At 69.8% G+C, this 19,679-nt stretch carries 15 protein-coding genes and 1 pseudogene; 5 read left to right on the top strand and 11 right to left on the bottom strand.

Annotated features, from left to right (window positions below; genetic code table 11):
- Positions 1–21: 21 nt before the first annotated feature.
- On the top strand, positions 22–1,104 hold the full coding sequence (locus VS93_RS19595) for an alcohol dehydrogenase catalytic domain-containing protein (RefSeq protein WP_201776690.1): 1,083 nt from the start codon (positions 22–24) through the stop codon (positions 1,102–1,104).
- A gap of 35 nt (positions 1,105–1,139) precedes the next feature.
- Here the strand turns inward: VS93_RS19595 and VS93_RS19590 are convergent, their stop codons facing one another.
- Positions 1,140–1,913 (bottom strand): IclR family transcriptional regulator, encoded by a 774-nt coding sequence (locus VS93_RS19590; RefSeq protein ID WP_046471359.1) that lies wholly within the window; start codon positions 1,911–1,913, stop codon positions 1,140–1,142.
- 72 nt (positions 1,914–1,985) lie between these two features.
- On the opposite strand from VS93_RS19590, the gene VS93_RS19585 reads away from it, so the two are divergent.
- Positions 1,986–2,753, top strand: coding sequence for a 2-keto-4-pentenoate hydratase (locus VS93_RS19585; protein ID WP_046471358.1), 768 nt, complete (start codon positions 1,986–1,988; stop codon positions 2,751–2,753).
- Between the two features lie 76 nt (positions 2,754–2,829).
- Here the strand turns inward: VS93_RS19585 and VS93_RS19580 are convergent, their stop codons facing one another.
- From VS93_RS19580 to VS93_RS19565, 4 genes and pseudogenes are all read right to left on the bottom strand, one after another.
- The gene (locus VS93_RS19580; RefSeq protein ID WP_046471357.1) at positions 2,830–3,198 is read right to left on the bottom strand and encodes a nuclear transport factor 2 family protein; all 369 of its coding nucleotides are present in this window, start codon (positions 3,196–3,198) and stop codon (positions 2,830–2,832) included.
- A gap of 364 nt (positions 3,199–3,562) precedes the next feature.
- A pseudogene (locus VS93_RS33490) lies at positions 3,563–3,694 on the bottom strand (hypothetical protein); the annotation flags it as partial.
- 100 nt (positions 3,695–3,794) lie between these two features.
- Positions 3,795–4,208: an SRPBCC family protein gene (locus tag VS93_RS19570; protein WP_046471355.1), complete on the bottom strand. Its 414-nt coding sequence runs from the start codon at positions 4,206–4,208 to the stop codon at positions 3,795–3,797.
- Positions 4,209–4,237: 29 nt separating this feature from the next.
- Complete coding sequence (locus VS93_RS19565) at positions 4,238–5,248, bottom strand: aldo/keto reductase (RefSeq protein ID WP_046471354.1); 1,011 nt, start codon at positions 5,246–5,248, stop codon at positions 4,238–4,240.
- Between the two features lie 147 nt (positions 5,249–5,395).
- Here VS93_RS19565 and VS93_RS19560 point away from each other — a divergent pair, with 147 nt between their 5' ends.
- Entirely contained in the window at positions 5,396–6,295 is a 900-nt protein-coding gene (locus VS93_RS19560) for a LysR substrate-binding domain-containing protein (RefSeq protein WP_046471353.1), read from the top strand.
- 326 nt (positions 6,296–6,621) lie between these two features.
- Here the strand turns inward: VS93_RS19560 and VS93_RS28415 are convergent, their stop codons facing one another.
- Positions 6,622–8,148, bottom strand: coding sequence for a phosphatidylinositol-specific phospholipase C (locus VS93_RS28415; protein ID WP_082127037.1), 1,527 nt, complete (start codon positions 8,146–8,148; stop codon positions 6,622–6,624).
- 304 nt (positions 8,149–8,452) lie between these two features.
- Here VS93_RS28415 and VS93_RS19550 point away from each other — a divergent pair, with 304 nt between their 5' ends.
- A complete protein-coding gene (locus VS93_RS19550) occupies positions 8,453–11,467 on the top strand; it encodes a bifunctional [glutamine synthetase] adenylyltransferase/[glutamine synthetase]-adenylyl-L-tyrosine phosphorylase (RefSeq protein WP_046471352.1) in 3,015 nt (1,004 codons plus the stop codon).
- A gap of 27 nt (positions 11,468–11,494) precedes the next feature.
- Here the strand turns inward: VS93_RS19550 and VS93_RS19545 are convergent, their stop codons facing one another.
- The 3 genes from VS93_RS19545 to VS93_RS19535 form a co-directional block, all read right to left on the bottom strand.
- Positions 11,495–11,833, bottom strand: coding sequence for a hypothetical protein (locus VS93_RS19545; protein WP_046471351.1), 339 nt, complete (start codon positions 11,831–11,833; stop codon positions 11,495–11,497).
- A gap of 94 nt (positions 11,834–11,927) precedes the next feature.
- Positions 11,928–12,587 carry an NEW3 domain-containing protein gene (locus VS93_RS19540; RefSeq protein ID WP_162231695.1) on the bottom strand — a complete coding sequence of 220 codons (660 nt, stop codon included), beginning with the start codon at positions 12,585–12,587 and terminating at the stop codon, positions 11,928–11,930.
- Between the two features lie 149 nt (positions 12,588–12,736).
- Complete coding sequence (locus VS93_RS19535; protein WP_046471350.1) at positions 12,737–14,470, bottom strand: NAD+ synthase; 1,734 nt, start codon at positions 14,468–14,470, stop codon at positions 12,737–12,739.
- A gap of 240 nt (positions 14,471–14,710) precedes the next feature.
- On the opposite strand from VS93_RS19535, the gene VS93_RS19530 reads away from it, so the two are divergent.
- Positions 14,711–16,072 carry a glutamine synthetase family protein gene (locus VS93_RS19530; protein WP_173434335.1) on the top strand — a complete coding sequence of 454 codons (1,362 nt, stop codon included), beginning with the start codon at positions 14,711–14,713 and terminating at the stop codon, positions 16,070–16,072.
- Here VS93_RS19530 and VS93_RS32625 read toward each other — a convergent pair.
- Both VS93_RS32625 and VS93_RS19525 read right to left on the bottom strand, forming a co-directional pair.
- On the bottom strand, positions 16,032–16,559 hold the full coding sequence (locus VS93_RS32625; protein WP_269082876.1) for a response regulator transcription factor: 528 nt from the start codon (positions 16,557–16,559) through the stop codon (positions 16,032–16,034). The genes VS93_RS19530 and VS93_RS32625 overlap by 41 nt on opposite strands.
- 808 nt (positions 16,560–17,367) lie before the next feature.
- Positions 17,368–19,578: an ATP-binding protein gene (locus VS93_RS19525; protein WP_052745871.1), complete on the bottom strand. Its 2,211-nt coding sequence runs from the start codon at positions 19,576–19,578 to the stop codon at positions 17,368–17,370.
- Between the last annotated feature and the right edge of the window lie 101 nt (positions 19,579–19,679).

Below are 19,679 nucleotides of genomic sequence, written 5' to 3'. Positions count from 1 at the left end.
TACATAGTGAGGCGTGGCTCAATGAAGGCAGCAGTACTGCACCGACCTGGTACGCCGTTGACGGTCGAGGACGTCGACCTCGACGGCCCCGGGCCGGGCGAGGTCACCATCCGTGTGCTCGCTGCCGGTGTGTGCCACAGTGACCTGCACTACATGAATGGCGACCTCAACGCCCGCCTGCCTGCGGTGCTTGGGCACGAAGGGGCCGGAGTCGTCGAGCGGGTCGGCCAAGGAGTGACCCGAGTCCGCCCTGGCGACACCGTGATCACCTTGTGGCGCCCGCGGTGTGGCGACTGCAAGTTCTGCACGACCGGTCGCCCCGCCCTGTGCGCACTCGGCCGGGTGCAGGCGACCTCCGGTGGCCTGCTCGACGGGACGTCACGTCTGAACCTGAACGGCGAGAGGATCCACCATCTTATGGGAGTCTCCTGCTTCGCCGAGAAATCCGTCGTCTCGGAACAGTCGGTCATCATGATCGATCCGGCCATCCCGCCGGAGACCGCGGCGATCACCGGGTGCGCCGTGGTGACCGGGGTCGGCGCAGCGCTGAACATCATGAAGGACGCCACCGGAGAGGGCGTCGTGGTCATCGGCGCCGGCGGTGTCGGGCTCAGTGCGGTGATGGGCCTGCGGCTCATCGGCGCCGATCCGATCGTCGCGGTCGACACGGTGGACGCCAAGCTGGACAAGGCGCTTGAGGTCGGCGCCACCCATGCAGTCAACGTACACACGCACGACTTGGTCGAAGAACTCACCAGGATCTCACCGAAACCGATGACCTGGTCGATGGACGCTGTCGGCGCGCCCCAGACCCTCACGCAGGCGATCGAGGTCGTGGGCACCGGCGGGGCTGTAGTCGCCGTCGGCCTCGGCAAGGTGGGCGCCACCGTCCCCGTGCCCATCAACTCCTTGGTACAGCAGGAGAAGCGGCTGGTCGGCAGCTCTATGGCTCGGCCAATACGCCCGTCGACATCCCGAAGCTCGTCGATCTGTTCAAGACCGGGCGTCTGCCCCTCGACAAGCTGCTCGGCGAACAGTACGAGCTGTCGGCGATCAACGAGGCGTACACCTCGCTGTCGCAGGGTGCCACCGGCCGTGCGGTGATCATCCCCGGCGACAAGCAGTGAGTGCGGGTCGGTTCACGACGCGACCGGCGCCCCCAGGCGCTGCGACATTGCTTCCGCCCCGCCGAGGACGAGTTCGACATAGCGCTGCTTCTGGGTATCGCTCCACCGCACGATGGGCACCGAGATGCTCATAGCCGCCACGCACGCATCGAGGCGGTCGTACACCGGCGCGGCGACACAGGCCACATGCTCGTTGGACTCGCAGTTCTCCTCGGCCCAGCCCCGCTCGCGCGCCACGTTCAGGTCGGCCAGCAGCCGCTCGCGGGTGTCGATGCTGTTCTGCGTCATCTTCTGCAACGCCCCGTCATCGGGGAACAACGCGTCAAGTTCGGCTCTCGGCAGGGCACTCAGCAGCGCCTTCCCTCCTGCGGTGCAGGATACCGGCAGCCGGCTGCCCACCTGCGACACGAGGCGGATCGAGTGTGTGCTGTCGATGCGCACGATGAACACGGCGAACCCGGCATCGCGCACGACAACCTGGACCGTCTCGCCGCATGCCGCCGCGACCTCGGCTGCGCACTCCCGGCCCACCGTGGCCAGGTCGAGACCGCTCTCGTACGCTGCGCCCAGCCGAAGAGCTTTGACCCCGAGCGCCACGCCCCCCGTCGCCTTGGAGGCGGTGAGGTAACCACGGTCGACCAGTGTGTTGACGAGTTCATGCGTGGTGGCCCGCGGCAGGCCGAGCCGCTCAGTGATCTCGGGAACCCGCAGCCCTTCATCCTCGCCGATGAGCAGTTCGAGGATGTCCAGGCCCCGACGAAGGGCCGGAGCGGTCATGCGCGCCATGAGTCCCTCCCAGCTCTACTGCCAGACACCGTCCAAAGTATCAGACATCGTGCCGCGTTTGAGGAGACACCGATGAAGACAACCCGGACCACGAAACTGGCCCAGCGACTGTGGCAAGCCGGTAACGGCGCCGCCCCGGTCGACTCCACCGCAGCAGAGCAACTCGACCTCGAGCTGGCCTACGCCGCCGAGAACGTCACCCGCGACCTGGCGATCGCGGCCGGTGACCAGGTGGTCGGTTACAAGATCGGCCTCACCTCCCAGCCCGCGCGAGACGCCTTCGGTGCCAGCGAGCCGGCCGCCGGCCATCTGCTCGCCAGCAGGTTACTCGAGGACAGCCAGCCTCTCGCCACGGCTGGGCTGTTCGAGCCCAAGGCAGAGGTGGAGATCGCGTTCGTCCTGGGCGAGGCCCTGCCGGGCCCGAACGTGACCGCGCAGGACATCCACAACGCCACAGCCGCGGTCGCACCGGCCTTCGAGATCGTCGACAGCAGGTGGCGCGGCGGCGCGCGGACGCTCCCGATGCTGGTCGCCGACAACACCAACGCGGCTCGCGCCGTGCTGGGGTCTCGCGTCATGCCACCCGCGGGCCTGTCGAAGATCACCGCCACGCTGTCGATCGGCTCCCTGACGATGCCGGGCAGCGCAACAGCCGTTATGGGCGATCCCGTCGAGGCGGTCGCGTGGCTGGCCCGACACCTGCTGCGCAGCGGAGCGCGGCTGGAAGCCGGGGACATCGTCCTAAGCGGCACCTTGTGCGCCCCGACGCCGATCAGTGCCGACGACCGCCTGGTCGCCGACCTCGGCGTGCTGGGCCGAATCGCCATCGACGTCAGCTGACCACCGTTGCTTCAGCCGGGCCTTCGGCAGTTCGGGAGCGGGCACAGCCGGACCCGTGGGGTGACAAACCCATTGGTCAATCGCCGGTGACCAGGGTGTACCGGACGGTCTGCGCCTGGATGAAGCCATCCCGGAAGACGAAGGTGTCGACGCCATCCTCCACGTGCGCCGTGGGGCTGGTGGCCGACCACTCCAGGAATAGCACCTCCCCGGCGAACTGCGGCTTCAACTCCCAGTCAGCATCGGGCAGGTCGGCCAGCAGGGCGCCGATGCCCTTCTTGATGCTTTCCCTGCCCCGCAGGATGCCGTCGGGCGTAATGAAGACAGCATCGTCTGCGTAGTTGGCACTGATGCTGTCCAGATCTCCCGCACCGAGCCGGCGCCCATGGTCGGCGAAGACCTCTTCGGGGGTGCGGGGAGCGGCCGGGATCGAGGGCATGTCCATGTGGCGGTCTCCTTCGCTGTATCACTGTTGTTTCGGCGTAATAGGCGTCGCCGGACTCCGCCGCGGGCTGACCGTCAGCTGAGCGACCCCTGAAGGCCCCGGCCAGCCGCGCACTTCTCGTACCTGACCAGCTACGACGATCGCGCAGGCACTGACGGAGGTGCGGTTGGCGATCCGACAGGGTTTTCATCCGGTCTCCGGCCAACCCGCGGGTCGCGTCCAGGCGGGAGTTCGACAGCTCCTTGTCACGCCTGGGCGCCGAGCGTTTTGAGCGGCGCCCCGAAGTCACGGGGCCCCGGTTTGCTTCAGCGAGCGCGTGCACGAGCAGCAGTCCCCGGCCGGACTCCGCTGCAGGGCCGCTGTCGCTGCGACGGGGCAGCTCGCCGCCGGCGTCGCCGACTTCGCAGATTACTGTGCGCCCACCGCGCAGGCGCTGCCGCAGGCTCACGAGGTCCCGACCGTGTTCGACGGCGTTGGCGACCAACTCGTCCACCATGAGAAGGATGCGGACCCCTAAGGCTCCGCCCTGTGGGTCGGTTGACGCCGATTGGGCACCATGCGAAGCCGGACGACGCCGCCCAGCACCGTGCCCGTGTTCACGCGCCGAGTGTCTTCTCCAGTGCGGCCAGGCCCTCGGTGTAGATGCCGTGGAACAGGGTGACCGCTTCTTCTTCGCTTGCCCCTGCCGGTGTGAAGGTGCCCGACCACTCCACACGGCTCTGTCCGTCGGACACCTCGTGCACGGTCAGGGTGGAGCGATAGCCGGTGACAGGGAAGGGGGCCTGGAGAATGGAGTAGCTGTACGTGCGCCCGTCGTTGTCGAACTTCTCGAGGCGTTCGACGATGACGCCGCCCTCCTCGTTGGTGAGGCTGCGGACGCGGCCGCCGTCGCTGAGCGTGCTCGCGGGAATGTAGGGCAGCCAGTCGGGCAGGGACCCGAAGCCGCCCATGAGCTGCCAGACACGGTGGGCGGACACGGGGATGTCGATGGTCGCGGTCGTAGTTGCCATGGTCGTCTCCTGAACAGGTGAGGTGGAGGTCAGGCGGTGGGTACGGGGGCGTCCGGAACGATCAGGCCCTCCTCGCGCAGTGCCGTCCAGAAGGCCGCCGGGCCCCTCTCGCCGAGCGCGGCGAGGTCCTCGGCGATGCGGCTCGGCCGGGAGGCACCGGGTATGGCCGCGGCGACCGCGGGGTGAGCGAGGGAGAACTGCAGCGCTGCTGCCTTGATGCCCACATCGTGCTGCCCTGCGAGTGCCTTGATGCGCTCCACCTTGGTGATGACCGGGGCGGGGGCCTTCTGGTACTCGAAGTGCTGGCCGCCGGCCAGGACGCCGGAGCTGTACGGCCCGCCGACGACGATGTCGACGTTCTGGGTCTCGGCGGCCGGCAGCAGCCGCTGCAGCGCGCGCTCGTGGTCAAGGAGCGTGTAGCGGCCGGCGAGGAGGAACGCGTCCGGCTTCGGCTCCTCGAGGTCCAGCGTCAGCTCCAGCGGCTCGACCCGGTTGACACCAAGGCCCCACGCCTTGATGACGCCTTCGTCGCGCAACCTCTGCAGGACGCGGAAGGCGCCGGTGCGGGCGGTCTCGTACGCGGCCAGCCATTCATCGCCGTAGAAGTCCTGCGCGACGTCGTGCACCCACACGATGTCCAGGCGGTCCGTCTTCAGCCGCTTGAGGCTGTCCTCGATGGAGCGCGACGTGGCGTCGGCCGAGTAGTCGTTGACCATCTTGTTGGGGCGGCCGTGTTCGAACAGCCCGCCCTTCTCGCCCAGGTCGCGGCCAGAGGGGTCCTCGATCTCGTCGAGGATGACGCGGCCGACCTTGGTGCTCAGGACGAACTCGTCGCGAGGACGGTCGGCCAGCACGTCACCCAGCCGCATCTCGGAGAGGCCCGCGCCGTAGAAGGGGGCGGTGTCGAAGTAGCGGATGCCGCTGTCCCAGGCGGCCTCCACGGTGGCTGAGGCCTCCTCGTCGGGAATGGCTCGGAACATGTTGCCCAGCGGCGCGGTGCCGAAGCCCAGGCGGCCGGGCAGGAAGGACTTGATGGACATGATGCGGATCCTTGCTGTACGAGCTGCGACGGATTTGCTCGCTACGACGTGTACGCTGTCCGTCGGTCTGACGCGTTCGAGGCTAGGATCGACACCTGAGACTGTCCAAGACTTGCTTGGACATACTTGAGTCATTTGAGGTCTTGCATGCTTGACCTGCGACAACTCCGTTACTTCGTAGCCGTCGCCGAGACCGAACACGTCGGTCAAGCCGCCGAACGGCTGCACATCTCTCAGTCGCCGCTCAGCCGGCAAATCGCACAGCTCGAAAAGAACCTGGGCCTGGCCCTGTTCGAGCGCAGCCAGCAACGAATCCGGCTCACCCGGGACGGCCAGGTCTTCCTGGCCGAAGCCTGTGCGCTACTGCGGCATGCCGACCGTCTGGAGAACCTGGGCCTCCGGCTGGGCCGCGGAGAAGAGGGCGGCCTGTGCATCGGCTACGTCGCCGACGCCATGCACACCGGCATACTGCCCGGCGCGCTACGCGCCCTGCACGACGAACGCCCCGGCGTCCACATCGCCCTGTACAACCTGCCCCCGGCCGAGCAGTTTGAGGGCCTGCGGCAACGCAGTCTGGACATCGCGCTCGTGCATGAACCCCCGCCCGCGGATGACCCTGACCTACTGGCCCGACCATTGCTCCAGGACCCGTTGCTCCTCGTCCTGCCCGCGGGGCATCCACTCGCCGACCAGGAAAAGGTGACCGCCAGGGACCTCGACGGTCAGCCGTGGATCGCAGTCGAGAATGCCCAGGATCCCACCTGGCGCGACACGTTCGTCGCCTCCTGCGCGGCAGCCGGCTTCACACCCGACATCCGCCTCGATGCCGCCGAACCACTCACCGCGCTCGGCCTGGTTGCTTGCGGACTCGGGCTCGCGCTCGTGCAAAAGAGCATGGTCCGCGCCACCACTGAGGAGGTCGCGGTGCGTGAGCTTCCCTGGCACGGCACATGCGTCCAACTGTGGGCCGCATGGCACCGAGTCGATCTGCGGCCCCTGGTGGCATCGTTCCGTGCCACCGTTCTGCACGCAAACAGCACCGCATAGCCCATCCGGCTGCGGTCATTCCCCGCAGCCTGGATTGCCAAGGTGGCATTCGGCGATGTGCACCAGTCCACTGAACATCCCAATATCGTGCAAGTCAGGGCTCTTTTGCATCAGTTCTGCGACATCTAAGAGCGCGGTTCTTCGGACCCGCACCGACACATGCTCGTCGCCCATCGGGCGCACTCGCTGTGCCGGGGAGCCATCGGCGGCCGACCAGGCGCCGCCGATGGCTCCCGCGTTCTCCGGGCGGGTATCGCCGTCCTCCGGGACCCGCAGGACACTGCCCGTGGAGCGCGCCGGCGCCGGGAAGTGCCCGGATCAGGCGCTCAGCCGGCGTAGCCCCACACCAGATGGCCGTAGCCACTTTCCCAGGTCAGATAACTGGTACCTTGCGAGTACACGGCCCAGTTGCCGAAACCGCCTGGCTCGCGCTTGACCGCGGCGCTCCACTGGTGGCCGGGAAAGCTCTCGCGCGCCTTCGCCACGAGCTGCTCGGTCCGTTCCCCGACGCCGCCGGACAGCTTTTCGACCTCGGCGTCGACGAACGCCCCCAGTTCCTCCTCGCTGATGCCACTGCCGCCGTTCGCGCTGGTGAACGCGGCATAGCGGTACCCCCCGACATCCGGGGTCCGGGCGTACAGCCCGGAGTAGGCGACGTTGTACCTGAAGTCGCCGCGCCAGACGAGGAGGTGCCAGTTCCGATCGGGCAGGACATGGTCGAGGAAATCCAGCAGCCGCCGGCCGCGTTCCCGCGCGGCGCCGTCCCCGCCGCCTTCAGCGCTGTGGGCGATGTTGCCGAGCATCCGGCCGTAACCGGCCGAGACGTCGGTATCGGCACCGGCCAGGCGGAAGTTGTGGGCGACGACGGCGTCGACCAGGCCGGCGCCGGGGTAGTCCATCATGACGACTCCGGTGCGGCTCACATTGCGTTCGAACAGGTACTGCAGCGCGAAGTCGTTGACCCCTCTCAGTCCGAGCACGCCCCTGGCCACCTCTTTGGGGTAGGCTCCGACGCCCGCTCCGCTGAGGAAGTTGACGGAGAGCGCCTCGGAGTCGCCCGACCCCGTCTTCTCGAAGTGCGCCCTGGCCTTGTGCCATTTGTCGTCGATGTCGAAGATCGTGGGGACCCGGTACTCGTCTTGGATGTCCATCGCCGGGCCGCCCCACCTCGGACCGTAGACCGCGCCGTCGCCGTTGAAGTCCTGCAGAAGCACGATCTTGCCGCGCGCCTCGCCCAGCGTGGGGATCCGCCGGCCGTCGCCGCCCGGGCTCCACAGGTGCTCGCGTGCCAGATCGGCGGTGTCGGGATTGTCGTTGAGGTACCACTCCAGGGTCTCGGCGAAGCTCCGGGTGTTCTCCTCCGCCCGGTACTCCTCCTTGAGCCGCATCAGTACGGTCTCGGTGGGGTGCTCCTTGAGGAAGTCCGTTGTGTCGCGCAGCACATCGGTGAAGTTGGCGTTCAGGTACACCCTGCCGTGGTGGATGGGAAAGACGTCCCTGTGGTGACGCGCCCGGATGTCCAGCGCGCGGATACCGGCGCCGAGCTGCTCGGGCAGACCGCTGTCCTGGGTGTTGGCGGCGGGGGTGACACCTCGGGCCATCGTGTCGTGCGTTCCCGGTATCGACAGCGCCGCCAGGTCGGTGTCGTCGGGAACCAGACTCATCCAGTCCGGATGGCTCGTGTCGCCGAGGTTCTGGCTGTGCCGAGCGTCCGCCCAGGCGGGGGTCGCGGGAAGCAGTACGATCATCAGCACCGCGACGATGGCGACCGACACCGCCCGCAACGAGCGCTCCGGGCTTCCGCCGCGGGGATCCCGCCGCCGACGCGTGCGGCCGTGGTGAGGCAGTCTCATGGGGCTCCCTCCGGTTCTGTGGCCGGTTAGGGGGCCGCGGGTCCCCGGCCACTGGGTTGTCCGGGCCGTGGGGGGTGGCCCGGCCGCGGTCGCATCAGCCTGCAGGGCGGTGGATTCCGGACATAGGGGAGCGATGGGACATGGCCACATCCGGTCATATCCGCGAGCGGAGCGGAGCCCGCTTCGCGGCCCGGCCGGATGGCGGCCTGTCCGGCGCAGCGGGGCGCCAGAGGGCGGAGGAGCCTGCCGACCAGCGAAGCGACCGACTACGGTAAGTGGCGTGGTGACTCGGGACGGATTCACGATGACAACGGGTGCGCTGGCACGACGCGGATTCGGCGATGGCGAGCGTGCGGCGCTCCTGATGCGCGAGGCGGGGCTCTCCTTCGAGAGACACGGGGAGGTCATCGACGCGCTCGGCGGCGCCGCGGATCCCGATCTCGCCCTTCTCGGCCTGGTCCGGCTGCTGGAACACGCCCCCGAGCCGGACGAGCTCCGCGCGGCGCTGCGCGACGATCCCGGTCTGCGGACCCGGCTGGCCCGGGTGCTCGGCGCGAGCACGGCGCTCACCGACCACCTGGTCCGCCATCCGGCCGACTGGCGGGAGCTGCGCGGACCCGAAACGGAGTCCTCTCCCGGCGCCTCCGAGCTGCGCGCCGGGCTGATGCGCGCGGTGGGCGCCGATCCCCTCGCCGCCGCGCCCGTGGCCGCGGCCGAAGACGGCACGCTCGAAGAGGCGGCACACGCCCTGCGCGTCGCCTATCGCCGCCGCGTGCTCCGGTTGGCGGGGCGCGATCTCACCGGGGCCGGCGACCTCGATACGACGTCCGCCGAACTCGCGGATCTGGCCGCGGCGATACTGGACGCCGCGCTGGCGATCGCCCGCGCGCAGGCGCCCGAGGACGCGGCGCTGTGCCGGCTCGCCGTGATCGGCATGGGCAAGTGCGGCGGGCGGGAACTCAACTACGTCAGCGACGTCGATGTCGTCTTCGTGGCCGAGCCCACCGAGGACGCCCCGGACGAGCAGGCCGCGATGCGCGCCGCCGCGCGGCTGGCGGCGGCCATGATGCGCGTTCCGTCGGAGACCGACGGCGAGGGCGTGCTCTGGGAGGTCGACGCGGCACTGCGCCCCGAAGGCAAGAACGGCCCTCTCGTGCGCCCGCTTTCCGGGCACGTCGCCTATTACAAGCGCTGGGCCAAGACGTGGGAGTTCCAGGCGCTCCTCAAGGCCCGTCCGGTCGCCGGGGACAGCGAGCTCGGCGCCGCCTACATCGCGGCGATCGCCCCGTTGGTCTGGGAGGCGGCGAGCCGGCCGCACTTCGTGGAGGAGGTCCAGGCCATGCGCCGCCGGGTGGTGGCGCACATCCCCGCCGGCACCGCCGATCGGGAGATCAAACTGGGGCCGGGCGGTCTGCGCGACATCGAGTTCTCCGTACAGCTGCTCCAGCTCGTCCACGGCCGCAGCGACAGGACCCTGCGCTCCGGTAACACGCTCGAAGCTCTGGGCGCGCTGTCCGCGGGCGGTTACGTCGGCCGGGAGGACGCGGCCGGGCTGTCCGGTGCCTACCGCTTCCTGCGCCGCGTGGAGCACCTGCTCCAGTTGCAGCGGCTGCGCCGGACCCACCTGCTGCCCGGCCCGGACTCCGCGGACGGCCATGCCCAGCTGCGCCGGCTGGGCCGCGCTCTGGGGTTCACCTCCGACCCGGTCGCCGGGCTGACCACGGAATGGCGGCGGGTGGCCGCGGAGGTGCGGCGGCTGCACGAGAAGCTCTTCTACCGGCCGCTGCTGCACGCCGTCGCACGGCTGCCCGGCGATGAGGCCCGGCTCACCCCGGAGCAGGCCGGCGAGCGGCTGGAAGCACTCGGGTTCGAGGACCCGGCGGGAGCGCTGCGCCACCTGGAGGCACTCACCAGCGGACTCTCCCGCCGCGCGTCCATACAGCGCACGCTGCTCCCGGTGATGCTCGGCTGGTTCTCCGACGCACCGCGGCCCGACGCCGGCCTCCTGGGGTTCCGCCAGGTGAGCGAGGAGCTGGGGACGACGCCGTGGTACCTGCGGCTGCTCCGCGACGACGTCCGGGTGGCCGAGCGCATGGCGTCGTTACTGGGCACCAGCCGGTACGCCACCGATCTGCTGCTGCGCGCCCCAGAGGCCGTGGCCATGCTCGCCGATGACGCCGATCTGGCCCGGCGTCCCGCCTCGGGGCTCTCGACGGAGGCCGACGCCGCACTGCGGCGGCACGGTTCGGCGGAGAACGCGGTCGCCGCCGTGCGCGCGCTGCGCCGCCGCGAACTGTTCCGTACCGCGGCCGCCGACCTGCTCGGGATCGCCGACATCGGCGAGGTGGGCGACGCTCTCACCGCCATCTCCGCGGTCACCATCGACGCGGCGCTGCGCACGGCCCGCGAGCGCGTCGCGGAGGAGTCCGGTGAGGAACCGTGCACCCGGCTGTGCGTGATCGCGATGGGGCGCTTCGGCGGCAACGAGCTCTCCTACGCCAGCGACGCCGACGTGATGTTCGTGCACGATCCGCTGCCCGGAACCGACCTCGCCAAGGCCAGCAGCGCGGCGAACGCGGTGGTCCACGAGGTGCGCCGGCTGCTGGAGATGCCGGCCGCCGACCCGCCCTTGCGCATGGACGCCGATCTGCGCCCCGAAGGCAAGAACGGGCCGCTGGTGCGCACCCTGGACTCCTATGCCACCTACTATCGCCGCTGGTCGTCGACCTGGGAGAGTCAGGCGCTGCTGCGTGCGGCGCCGGTGGCCGGTGACACCGAACTCGGCGCGCGCTTCACCACTCTCGTCGCCTCTCTCCGCTACCCCGAGGGCGGCGTGGACGACGCCGCGGTCCGCGAGATCCGCCGCCTCAAGGCGCGGATGGAGGCCGAGCGGCTGCCGCGCGGCGCGGATCCCGCATTGCACACCAAACTGGGCCGCGGCGGACTCTCCGACGTGGAGTGGGTGGTGCAGCTGATCCAGTTGCGCCACGCGCACCGGTTCCCCGAGCTGCGGACCACCGGCACGCTCCGCGCCCTGGGGGCCGCTGTCGCGGAAGGGCTGATCAGCGAGGAGGACGCGGCCGTGCTGGAGGCGTCCTGGCGGATGGCCGCCCGGGTGCGGGGGGCGATCATGCTGGTCCGCGGCAAGGGCGGCGACTCCATCCCCACCGACCTGCGGGAGCGGGCCGTTCTCGCGGGTGCCCTGGGCTACCAGAGCCATGAGGAGGGCGGCGGCGCCGCCGAGCAGCTACTGCAGGACTACCGACAGACCACCCGCCGGGCGCGGACGGTGATGGAGCGGGTCTTCTACGACGACTGAGCGGGTCCGCGCGCCGGGCTCCGGGCGTCACCAGAACACGGCGATGCCGATGTTCAGGATGGCCAGCGCACCCGCGGTCGCGGCGAGGCCTGTGGTGGGCTTGCGCATGTCGAGCATGGCGACCACGGCGACAGCGAACGCGACGACCAGCTTCACCCCGACCTTGATGTGGTTGACCTCGGCGTCGGCGCCCATCTCGGCCACCCCGACCAGGAGTAGACCGGTGAGGAGCTGCAGGAGGGAGCTGTGCAGCATCACCTTGGGCGCCTTGGCGTGGCCGGTCATGAGTTGCATCAGGAAGCCGCTCAGAATGCCGGCCAGACCGAGGAAGTGGAGGAACATGAGGGCGGAGTAGACGATGTCCATGCCCCGCAGGTTACTACGCCGTGTAGTATCCCCCGATCCGGTCCACGAATAGTGACATAACATTTCGATACGGGCGAATTCCGGCCCCCGCTGCTCAGCCGGTACCGGAACGCGGCCGGTGTCGCCTCCTCGCGAACAAGGGCGCCAGAAACGCCGCGATGAGGACACCGAGCACGACAGCGGCACCGGTGACCCGGGGCGGGAACAGGCCGGTCTCGTCTTTCGGCGGCTGTCCGGCGCGCTGCTCGACCGGCTCCCCCGAGTCGATCAGGCCGGCCTCGGTGGCGCAGACGGCGGGCGGGCCGTCCGCACCGAGCTGGGCGCACGCGGTGGTCGCGATGCGCCACGCGTTCTCCTCCAGCTCGTCCGCGATCCGGACGCGCAGGACGCGCTCGGCCTCCTCGCCCGGCGGCAGGGACACCTCCCAGCCGACGGTACTCTCCGACCGCACGGAGGCCTGCCTCGCGGAGGTCACCTCGAACTCCTCCGGGAGGCTCTGCGAGAGCGTGGCACCGTGCAGGGTGTCCTCGCCGTCGTTGGTCAAGGTGAGCGTGTACTCGACCTCCTCGCCTGCTCTCAGCCGCTCCGGATCGCCGCTGAGCTCGATCGAAAGGGCCGGATGGCCGGAGGGCGGGTCATCTCCCTCCCCTCCCCTGTCATAGGCCAGCGCCGAAGGGGCGAGTACACCGGCCAGGACCACCAGCCCTGCCCCCAGCGTGCAGCATTCCAGGGTGCGAGTGATTCTCTGGCCCACGACCATCATCTCCCGTCAGACGCGCCGGTCTTCCTCATCAGAGACGCCAAGGTCTAGGTAACTACGAGCCAACCAGGAAACACTTTCAGTGACACGCGGTAGGCTCGAAACCGCCCCTGTCCCGCACCCGGGCAGCCGGCCGGGTACGGTCACGGGGTCCAGCGGTTGGTGATCGGCAGCCGCCGGTCGCGGCTGAGGTTGCGGGAGCTGATCTTGGGGCCCGGCGGGTACTGGCGGCGCTTGTACTCCGCGCGGTCGACCAGCTTGATCACCCGCTCGACCAGCGCCGGCTCGAAACCGGCGATGGTGAGTTCGCGCAACCCCCGGTCGGTACCGATGTAGGCGTCGAGCAGCGCGTCGAGTATCTCGTAATCGGGCAGCGTATCCGTGTCGTACTGGCCGGGGCGCAGTTCCGCGCTGGGCGCCTTGGCGATGGAGTTCTCCGGGATGGGCGGGGTGCGGCCCGCACGCTCGGCCTCGGCGTTGCGCCACCGCGCCAGGTCCCACACCACGGTCTTCCAGCAGTCCTTGATCGGCGCGTAGCCGCCGACCGAGTCACCGTAGAGCGTGGAGTAACCGGTGGCCAGTTCGCTCTTGTTGCCGGTGGCCAGCACCAGGTGGCCCTCCTGGTTGGACAGGCTCATCAGCAGCATGCCGCGCACCCGGGCCTGCAGGTTCTCCGCCGCCAGGCCGTCGAGGCCGACGCTGCCCTCGAAGGCCTCCACCATCGGCTGGATCGGGAACGTGCGCCCCTCGATCTCCTGGCGCTTCACCAGCTCCTCGGCGTCGGCAACGGAGTGGCCGCTGGAGTACCTGCTGGGAAGCAGCAGGGCGTGCACGTTCGCGGCCCCGACCGCGTCGGTGGCGATCGCCGCGGTCAGAGCGGAGTCGATACCGCCCGACAGCGCCACCATGACAGAGGAGAAGCCGTTCTTCCTGACGTAGTCGCGCAGGCCGACGACCAGTGCCCGGTACACCTCCCCGATGTCGGATATGGGATCCGGGCGCGGAGTGAGCACCGGCTCCATCGGGGTGTACGGCGCCACGGGCCGGTCCGAGACCGTGTGCCGGAGGATCCGGACCCCGCTTCCCGGGCCTGCCGGGGTCTCCTCCTGGACGGCTTCGGGCAGGCGCAGATCGGTGACGAGCAGCGCGTCGTCGAACTGGGGGGCGCGGGCCACCAGCTCGCCCTCGCTGTCCACGATCAGCGAGTCCCCCTCGAAGATCAGCTCGTCCTGGGCCCCGCTCATGTTCACATAGCCGACGGCGGCGCCGATCTCCCGGGCCCGCCGCTGGCACAGTTCGAGGCGGACGTTGTCCTTGTCGCGCTCGTAGGGAGAGCCGTTGATGGTGATGAGCATGCCGGCGCGCGCCTCGCGCACCGCCGCGACCGGGCCGCCCTCCTGCCACAGGTCCTCGCACACGGCGACGGCGACGTCGACACCGCGCACCCGCACCACCAGGAGCGTGTCCCCCGGGACGAAGTTCCGGAACTCGTCGAACACGCCGTAGTTGGGCAGATGGTGCTTGGCCGACGTGAGCCGCACCCCGCCCTGGTGGAGCAGCGCCGCCGAGTTCTGCGGCGACCCTGCGGGCTGCCCGAAGCGCGTTCCCAGGCCCTCGCGGCGGTCCAGGAAGCCGACCACGACCGGCAGCTCGCCCAGCCCTTCGGCAGCGAGCCGCTCGGCCAGCGCATGCGTCGCCTTGATCGACGCCGAAACGAAGGAGTTGCGTAGCGCCAGGTCCTCCACGGGGTAACCGGTGACGGTCATCTCCGGGAACACCACGAGGTGCGCGCCCGCGTCGGCCGCCTCCCGCGCCTGCTCGACGACGATCCGGCAGTTGTCCTCAAGGGCTCCGACCGTAGGATTGACCTGAGCCATCGCGATTCTCAGCTGTGCCACAGCTTCGAGGGTAGTCCCCGCCCGGGGGTGTGCCGCAGGCCGCTCTCATGCAGGACGCGGGTTCGCGCAATGGACCATAATGCGTTGTGAGGGGCTTGGCGCTCTCCGTCGGCCGCGTTAATGCGCCGGAAATCTTGACACGGCAGACTGGAAGAACGGGACATGTGTCGAGGCCGTATGGCCGGGCCGACGCTGAGGACGACGCAAGGAAGGTGAGCCGTGAATCGACAGCAGGAATTCGTGCTCCGGACGTTGGAGGAGCGCGATATCCGGTTCGTTCGGCTGTGGTTCACCGACGTGCTCGGGTACCTCAAGTCGGTCGCCGTCGCACCTGCGGAGCTGGAGGCCGCCTTCACCGAGGGCATCGGCTTCGACGGTTCCGCGATCGAGGGGTTCGCGCGGGTGTACGAGGCCGACATGCTGGCCCAGCCCGACCCGTCGACGTTCCAGGTCCTCCCGTGGCGCAACGAGCCGCACGGCACCGCGCGGATGTACTGCGACATCCTGATGCCCGACGGCTCGCCCAGCTACGCCGATCCGCGCTACGTGCTCAAGCGGCAGCTCAGCAAGGCCTCCGACCTCGGATTCACGTTCTACACGCATCCCGAGATCGAGTTCTACCTGCTGAAGAAGAAGCCGGAGTACGGCGACTTCCCGGAACCCAACGACTCCGGCGGCTACTTCGACCACACACCGCACAACAGCGCGCACGACTTCCGGCGCAACGCCATCAACATGCTGGAGGCCATGGGCATCTCGGTGGAGTTCAGCCACCACGAGGGCGGGCCCGGCCAGCAGGAGATCGACCTGCGCTACGCCGACGCGCTGACCACCGCCGACAACATCATGACGTTCCGTCTGGTGATCAAGGAGGTGGCGATGGAGCAGGACGTCTACGCCACCTTCATGCCCAAGCCGTTCACCGAGTACCCGGGCTCCGGCATGCACACGCACATGTCGCTGTTCGAGGGCGACACGAACGCCTTCCACGAGCCTGGGGCCGAGTACCAGATGTCCAAGGTCGGCCGGGGCTTCATCGCGGGGCTGCTGCGGCACTCGGCCGAGATCACCGCCGTGTGCAACCAGTGGGTCAACTCCTACAAGCGGCTCTGGGACAACGCCGCGGCCTCCGCGGGAGCGGGCGGCGAGGCGCCGGCCTATGTGTGCTGGGGACACAACAACCGCTCCGCTCTGGTGCGCGTGCCGATGTACAAACCGACCAAGAGCAACTCCAGCCGGATCGAGTTCCGCTCGGTGGACAGCGCGTGCAACCCGTACCTGGCCTACGCCATGATCCTCGCGGCCGGGCTGAAGGGGATCGAGGAGGGCTACGAGCTGCCTCCCGGCGCCGAGGACGACGTCTGGGCGCTCACCGACTCCGAGCGCCGGGCGCTGGGCATCTCACCGCTGCCGCAGAGCCTCGACGAGGCGATCCGCGCCATGGAGGGCAGTGAGCTGGTGGCCGAGACCCTCGGCGAGCACGTCTTCGACTTCTTCCTGAGGAACAAGAAGGCCGAGTGGCAGGAGTACCGCCGCCAGGTCACTCCCTACGAGCTGCAGCGCTACCTGCCCACGCTCTAGGTTCCGCGCCGCGGGGCCGCCGACGCCGGCACCGGGCCGTGGCAGCACTCCCGCTGGAGTTCCCGGGCTCTGAGGCGGCGGCGTTGCGGTTGGACACCCCGAGTTTAGCCAGAACGCTGGAGACGTGCACGCTGACCGTCTTCACGGAGATGGTGAGCGCGCCGGCGATCTCCCGGTTGGTGCGTCCGCGCTCGACCAGCCGGAGCACCTCCCTCTCACGGGGAGTGAGGGCGGCCAGCGGGCCGGAGGGCGCGGGAGGCTCCTGCGCTTCCGGTGGCGCACAGGCCCGTGCCGGGGGAAGGCCGCGGGCCTCCCGGATTCGGGCGATGTCGTGGACCAGCGGGCCGGCCCCGCACTGTTCGGCCAGGTCGTAGGCCTCGCCCAGGTGCTGCTCGCCGAGCTCGGGGGCCCTGTTCCAGGGCGCACTCGGCGATACCGACCAGCGACCGGGCGAGTTCGATACGCGCGCCGATACGGCGGGCGACACGAGCGGCCGAGTGCCAGTGGGCGGCGGCCCCGGCCGGACTCTCCGCGATCCGGGCACGCGTCATGTGCCGCAGGAGTTCCCCGAGGGCGAACCGGGGCGGCCCTTCCTCGACGTAAGCGCCGCGGGGCCGGCCGCAGCCGCGCGGCCCGGTTACCCGCACGCGGCCGCGCCTCGGTCTCCGCGGCCGCCCACAGCACACCCCAGTGGACGGCGCTCTTCAGGTTCATCCACGGGCGCCGCTGGTCGAGTATCGTCAGCGCCCGCGTCGCGGCTTCCTGCGCTCTCCCCTCCGCGCAGGCCAAGCGGATCCGCATCTGCTGGACCGGCACGAATTCGAGCGGCGATGAGGACTCCTCCGGCAGCACCCGGTGAAACTCCTCGATCGCCCGGCGCGTGGCCGAGAACGCGCCCCAGGTGAGTTCGATCTCCGCGAGCAGCGCCAGTACGCGTGCCCGTCCCAGCGGGCTCTCCCCCTCCGGCACAGCGCGCAGCAGTGTCCGGTCTTCCTCCAGTCGTCCCTGGGAGCTCCGCCCACTGGCGGCTCGACTCCTGGTAGAGCCGGGCCAGCTCGGCTGCCTGGTCCGGCGAAGAGGGGGAGAACCGCAGCCCCAGCAGCCCCAGCCGACCTGCTGGCCCCGGGCGCTCCGGGCCGTCCGTGGCTGGCTGGTGCCCTGGACCATGCTGCAACGCTACTGGCGAGCCTGGACAACCAGGCCCCCGCCCAACGAACTCCAAGACTTGATCCACGCCGTCTCCACCGGCAGACCCCTTGATCTCTACTGCCGGGTCTAACAAACCACCACTAGCCTCACGGCGCGGAGGCTCCAGAGCCGCCGTCTGTGCCCTCTTCACCGCCGGAGTCGTCGCCGACCTCGGCCAGGCGCTCGCGCACGGCACGCGCGTCAGCGGTGCGGTTCAGTCGGGTGTACAGCTCGAACGCCCGCCGCCAGGACTCCCGGGCCTGGTCGCCGCTGCCCTGGGCGTGCTGGATGTCGCCGGCCGCGGTCAGGGCCGCGGCCTGCTGGTGGGTGTCGCTGACCACTTCGAAGCCGCGCACCGCGGCGGTGTAGTGCGTCAGCGCCTCGGCAGGACGGCCCAGTCCGGCGGTCGCCGCCCCCAGTGCGGCCAGCGCGAACGCTTCAGCGATCGGGTAATCGAATCGTCTGCTCGCATCGAGGGCGCGCTCGGACGTGGCGTGTGCCTGGTCGAATCGGCCCAGGGCCGCCTGGTAGCGACCCACCGAGCTGAGCGCCAAGGCCTCCCACGCCGGCTCCTCCAGCTCCCGGTACAACCGGGCGGCTTCCTCCGCGTAGCCGAGGGCCTCGTAGTGCTCGCCGGACAGCTCCACGGTCTGGGCCAGGGTGTGCGCGGAATGGGCGACGAACGGGGTGTCGCCGATCTCGGTATAGAGGCGCCTTGCGCGTTCAATGTGCTCGCGCGCCTTGGCGTGCTCGCTGAGCCAGCCGTACACGCCGCCCAGCCGCAGCCGACTGGAGGCCTCGGCCGCGGCGTCGCCCTGGCGGACCGCGGCCTGCAGGGCAAGCTGCCAGACTGCCAGCGAGTCGTGGCGGCGACCGCGCAGCCGGTAGAAGCTCCGCAACGTCCAGGCCAGCGACACCGTCGCGGAGTCCAGGCCTTCCCCGAGCGCAAGCCGCTGTGCGCCCAGCAGCGACGCCTGCTCGGTGTCGAACCACTCCACTGCGGCTGTCCGGTCCCCGTCGAAATCAAGCGGCGCAGCTCCGCCGGCAGGGGGCTCCAGAGCTATCGGCTGGCGGAAGGGGTCGAGCAGCCGGTCGCCGACGAAGGCGGTGTGCAGGTAGAAATCCACGAACCGCCGACGGGCCGCGCGCCGCTCCTCGACGGGCTCGTTCTCCTCGGCAAGCTCGGCGGCGTAGAGATGGACGAGGTCGTGCATGCGGAAACGGCCGGGCTGGTGCTCCTGCAGCAGGTTCGCGCTGACCAACGCCCGGAGCACGGGGCGGGTACGGGCGGTGCCGACGCCGACTAACGACGCCGCGGCGGGCAGGCTGACCTCTGCGGGCGGTGCCAGACCCAACAGACGGAAGGCCGCGGCCTGCTTCGCGGACAGCGCCTGGTAAGAGCAGGAGAACACGGTACGGAGGTCGGCGTCCATATCTCCAATGTCCAATGCGTCCAGGCGGGCGCTTCTCTCGTGGAGTTCTTCCGCTAGTTCTGACAACGGAAACTTCGGTTGCGCGGCGGCTCGGGCGCCGATGATCGACACCGCCAGCGGCAGGCCGCCGCACCAGCGCAGGAGTTCAGCGGCTGCCTCCGGTTCCGCTTCGACCCGTTCGGCGCCGATGTGGCTGCTGAGGAGGCCGTGAGCTTCATCCTCCGAAAACACGTCCAAAACCAGGGAGCGCGCGCCCTGGGAAGTGACCAATCCCGCGAGTGGGCTGCGGCTGGTGACCACGACGCTGCAGCTCGGGCTGCCCGGCAGCAATTTGGAGATGTGGGCGCTGTCGCGTGCGTTGTCCAGCACGATGAGCATGCGCTTGCCGGCCACCAGGCTGCGGTAGCGTCCCACCTGAGCGTGCGGGTCGGCGGGCAGGCCGCCCGGTTGCACGCCCAAGGCGTCGAGGAATCCGCGCACCGCCACATTGGGCGGCATCGGCGCCCCGGAGGGGTGGTAGCCGCGGAGGTCGACGTAGAGCTGGCCGTCGGGGAAGCGGCTGGAGTTGGCGTGCGCCCAGCGCAGCGCGAGCCAGGTCTTGCCGATACCGCCCGCCCCGGCGATCGCGAATATCGGCACGCTCGAATCGGTCATTCCGGCGCGGGACAGCAGGTCGAGCTCCCGGCCGCGCCCGGTGAAGGACGCGGGGGATGCGGGCAGTTGCCGCGGAATGGCGATCTGCTCTGGGGGGCGCTCTGCCCCGTGGAAGTGAACGCCGCCCTGCACGCTGCCGGCCTGGATCACGGCGTCGGCCGGGCCCTTGCTGGTGTTGCGAACCGGCTGCAGCTTACGGTCGTCGCGCCCGCGGTCTGCGGATCCCGCCAACTTCGCCTCCCCTTGGTGCCACTAGGGAGTTAACCACAGCGCCTGTCGGCCATGAAGGTGTTTCCCAAGCCGTGCTGGGGGCCGGCGGATCGCCGACTAGT

Source organism: Allosalinactinospora lopnorensis (assembly GCF_000981225.1).
GTDB lineage: Bacteria > Actinomycetota > Actinomycetes > Streptosporangiales > Streptosporangiaceae > Allosalinactinospora > Allosalinactinospora lopnorensis.
The sequence above is the reverse complement of the archived record's forward strand: the minus strand, read 5'-3'. Positions and strand labels throughout refer to the sequence as shown.

Coding starts and splice junctions, on each gene's coding strand:
- VS93_RS19595 (WP_201776690.1), top strand. CDS start 22: ATGAAGGCAGCAGTACTGCACCGACCTGGTACGCCGTTGACGGTCGAG.
- VS93_RS19590 (WP_046471359.1), bottom strand. CDS start 1,913: ATGGCGCGCATGACCGCTCCGGCCCTTCGTCGGGGCCTGGACATCCTC.
- VS93_RS19585 (WP_046471358.1), top strand. CDS start 1,986: ATGAAGACAACCCGGACCACGAAACTGGCCCAGCGACTGTGGCAAGCC.
- VS93_RS19580 (WP_046471357.1), bottom strand. CDS start 3,198: ATGGACATGCCCTCGATCCCGGCCGCTCCCCGCACCCCCGAAGAGGTC.
- VS93_RS19570 (WP_046471355.1), bottom strand. CDS start 4,208: ATGGCAACTACGACCGCGACCATCGACATCCCCGTGTCCGCCCACCGT.
- VS93_RS19565 (WP_046471354.1), bottom strand. CDS start 5,248: ATGTCCATCAAGTCCTTCCTGCCCGGCCGCCTGGGCTTCGGCACCGCG.
- VS93_RS19560 (WP_046471353.1), top strand. CDS start 5,396: ATGCTTGACCTGCGACAACTCCGTTACTTCGTAGCCGTCGCCGAGACC.
- VS93_RS28415 (WP_082127037.1), bottom strand. CDS start 8,148: ATGAGACTGCCTCACCACGGCCGCACGCGTCGGCGGCGGGATCCCCGC.
- VS93_RS19550 (WP_046471352.1), top strand. CDS start 8,453: ATGACAACGGGTGCGCTGGCACGACGCGGATTCGGCGATGGCGAGCGT.
- VS93_RS19545 (WP_046471351.1), bottom strand. CDS start 11,833: ATGGACATCGTCTACTCCGCCCTCATGTTCCTCCACTTCCTCGGTCTG.
- VS93_RS19535 (WP_046471350.1), bottom strand. CDS start 14,470: ATGGCTCAGGTCAATCCTACGGTCGGAGCCCTTGAGGACAACTGCCGG.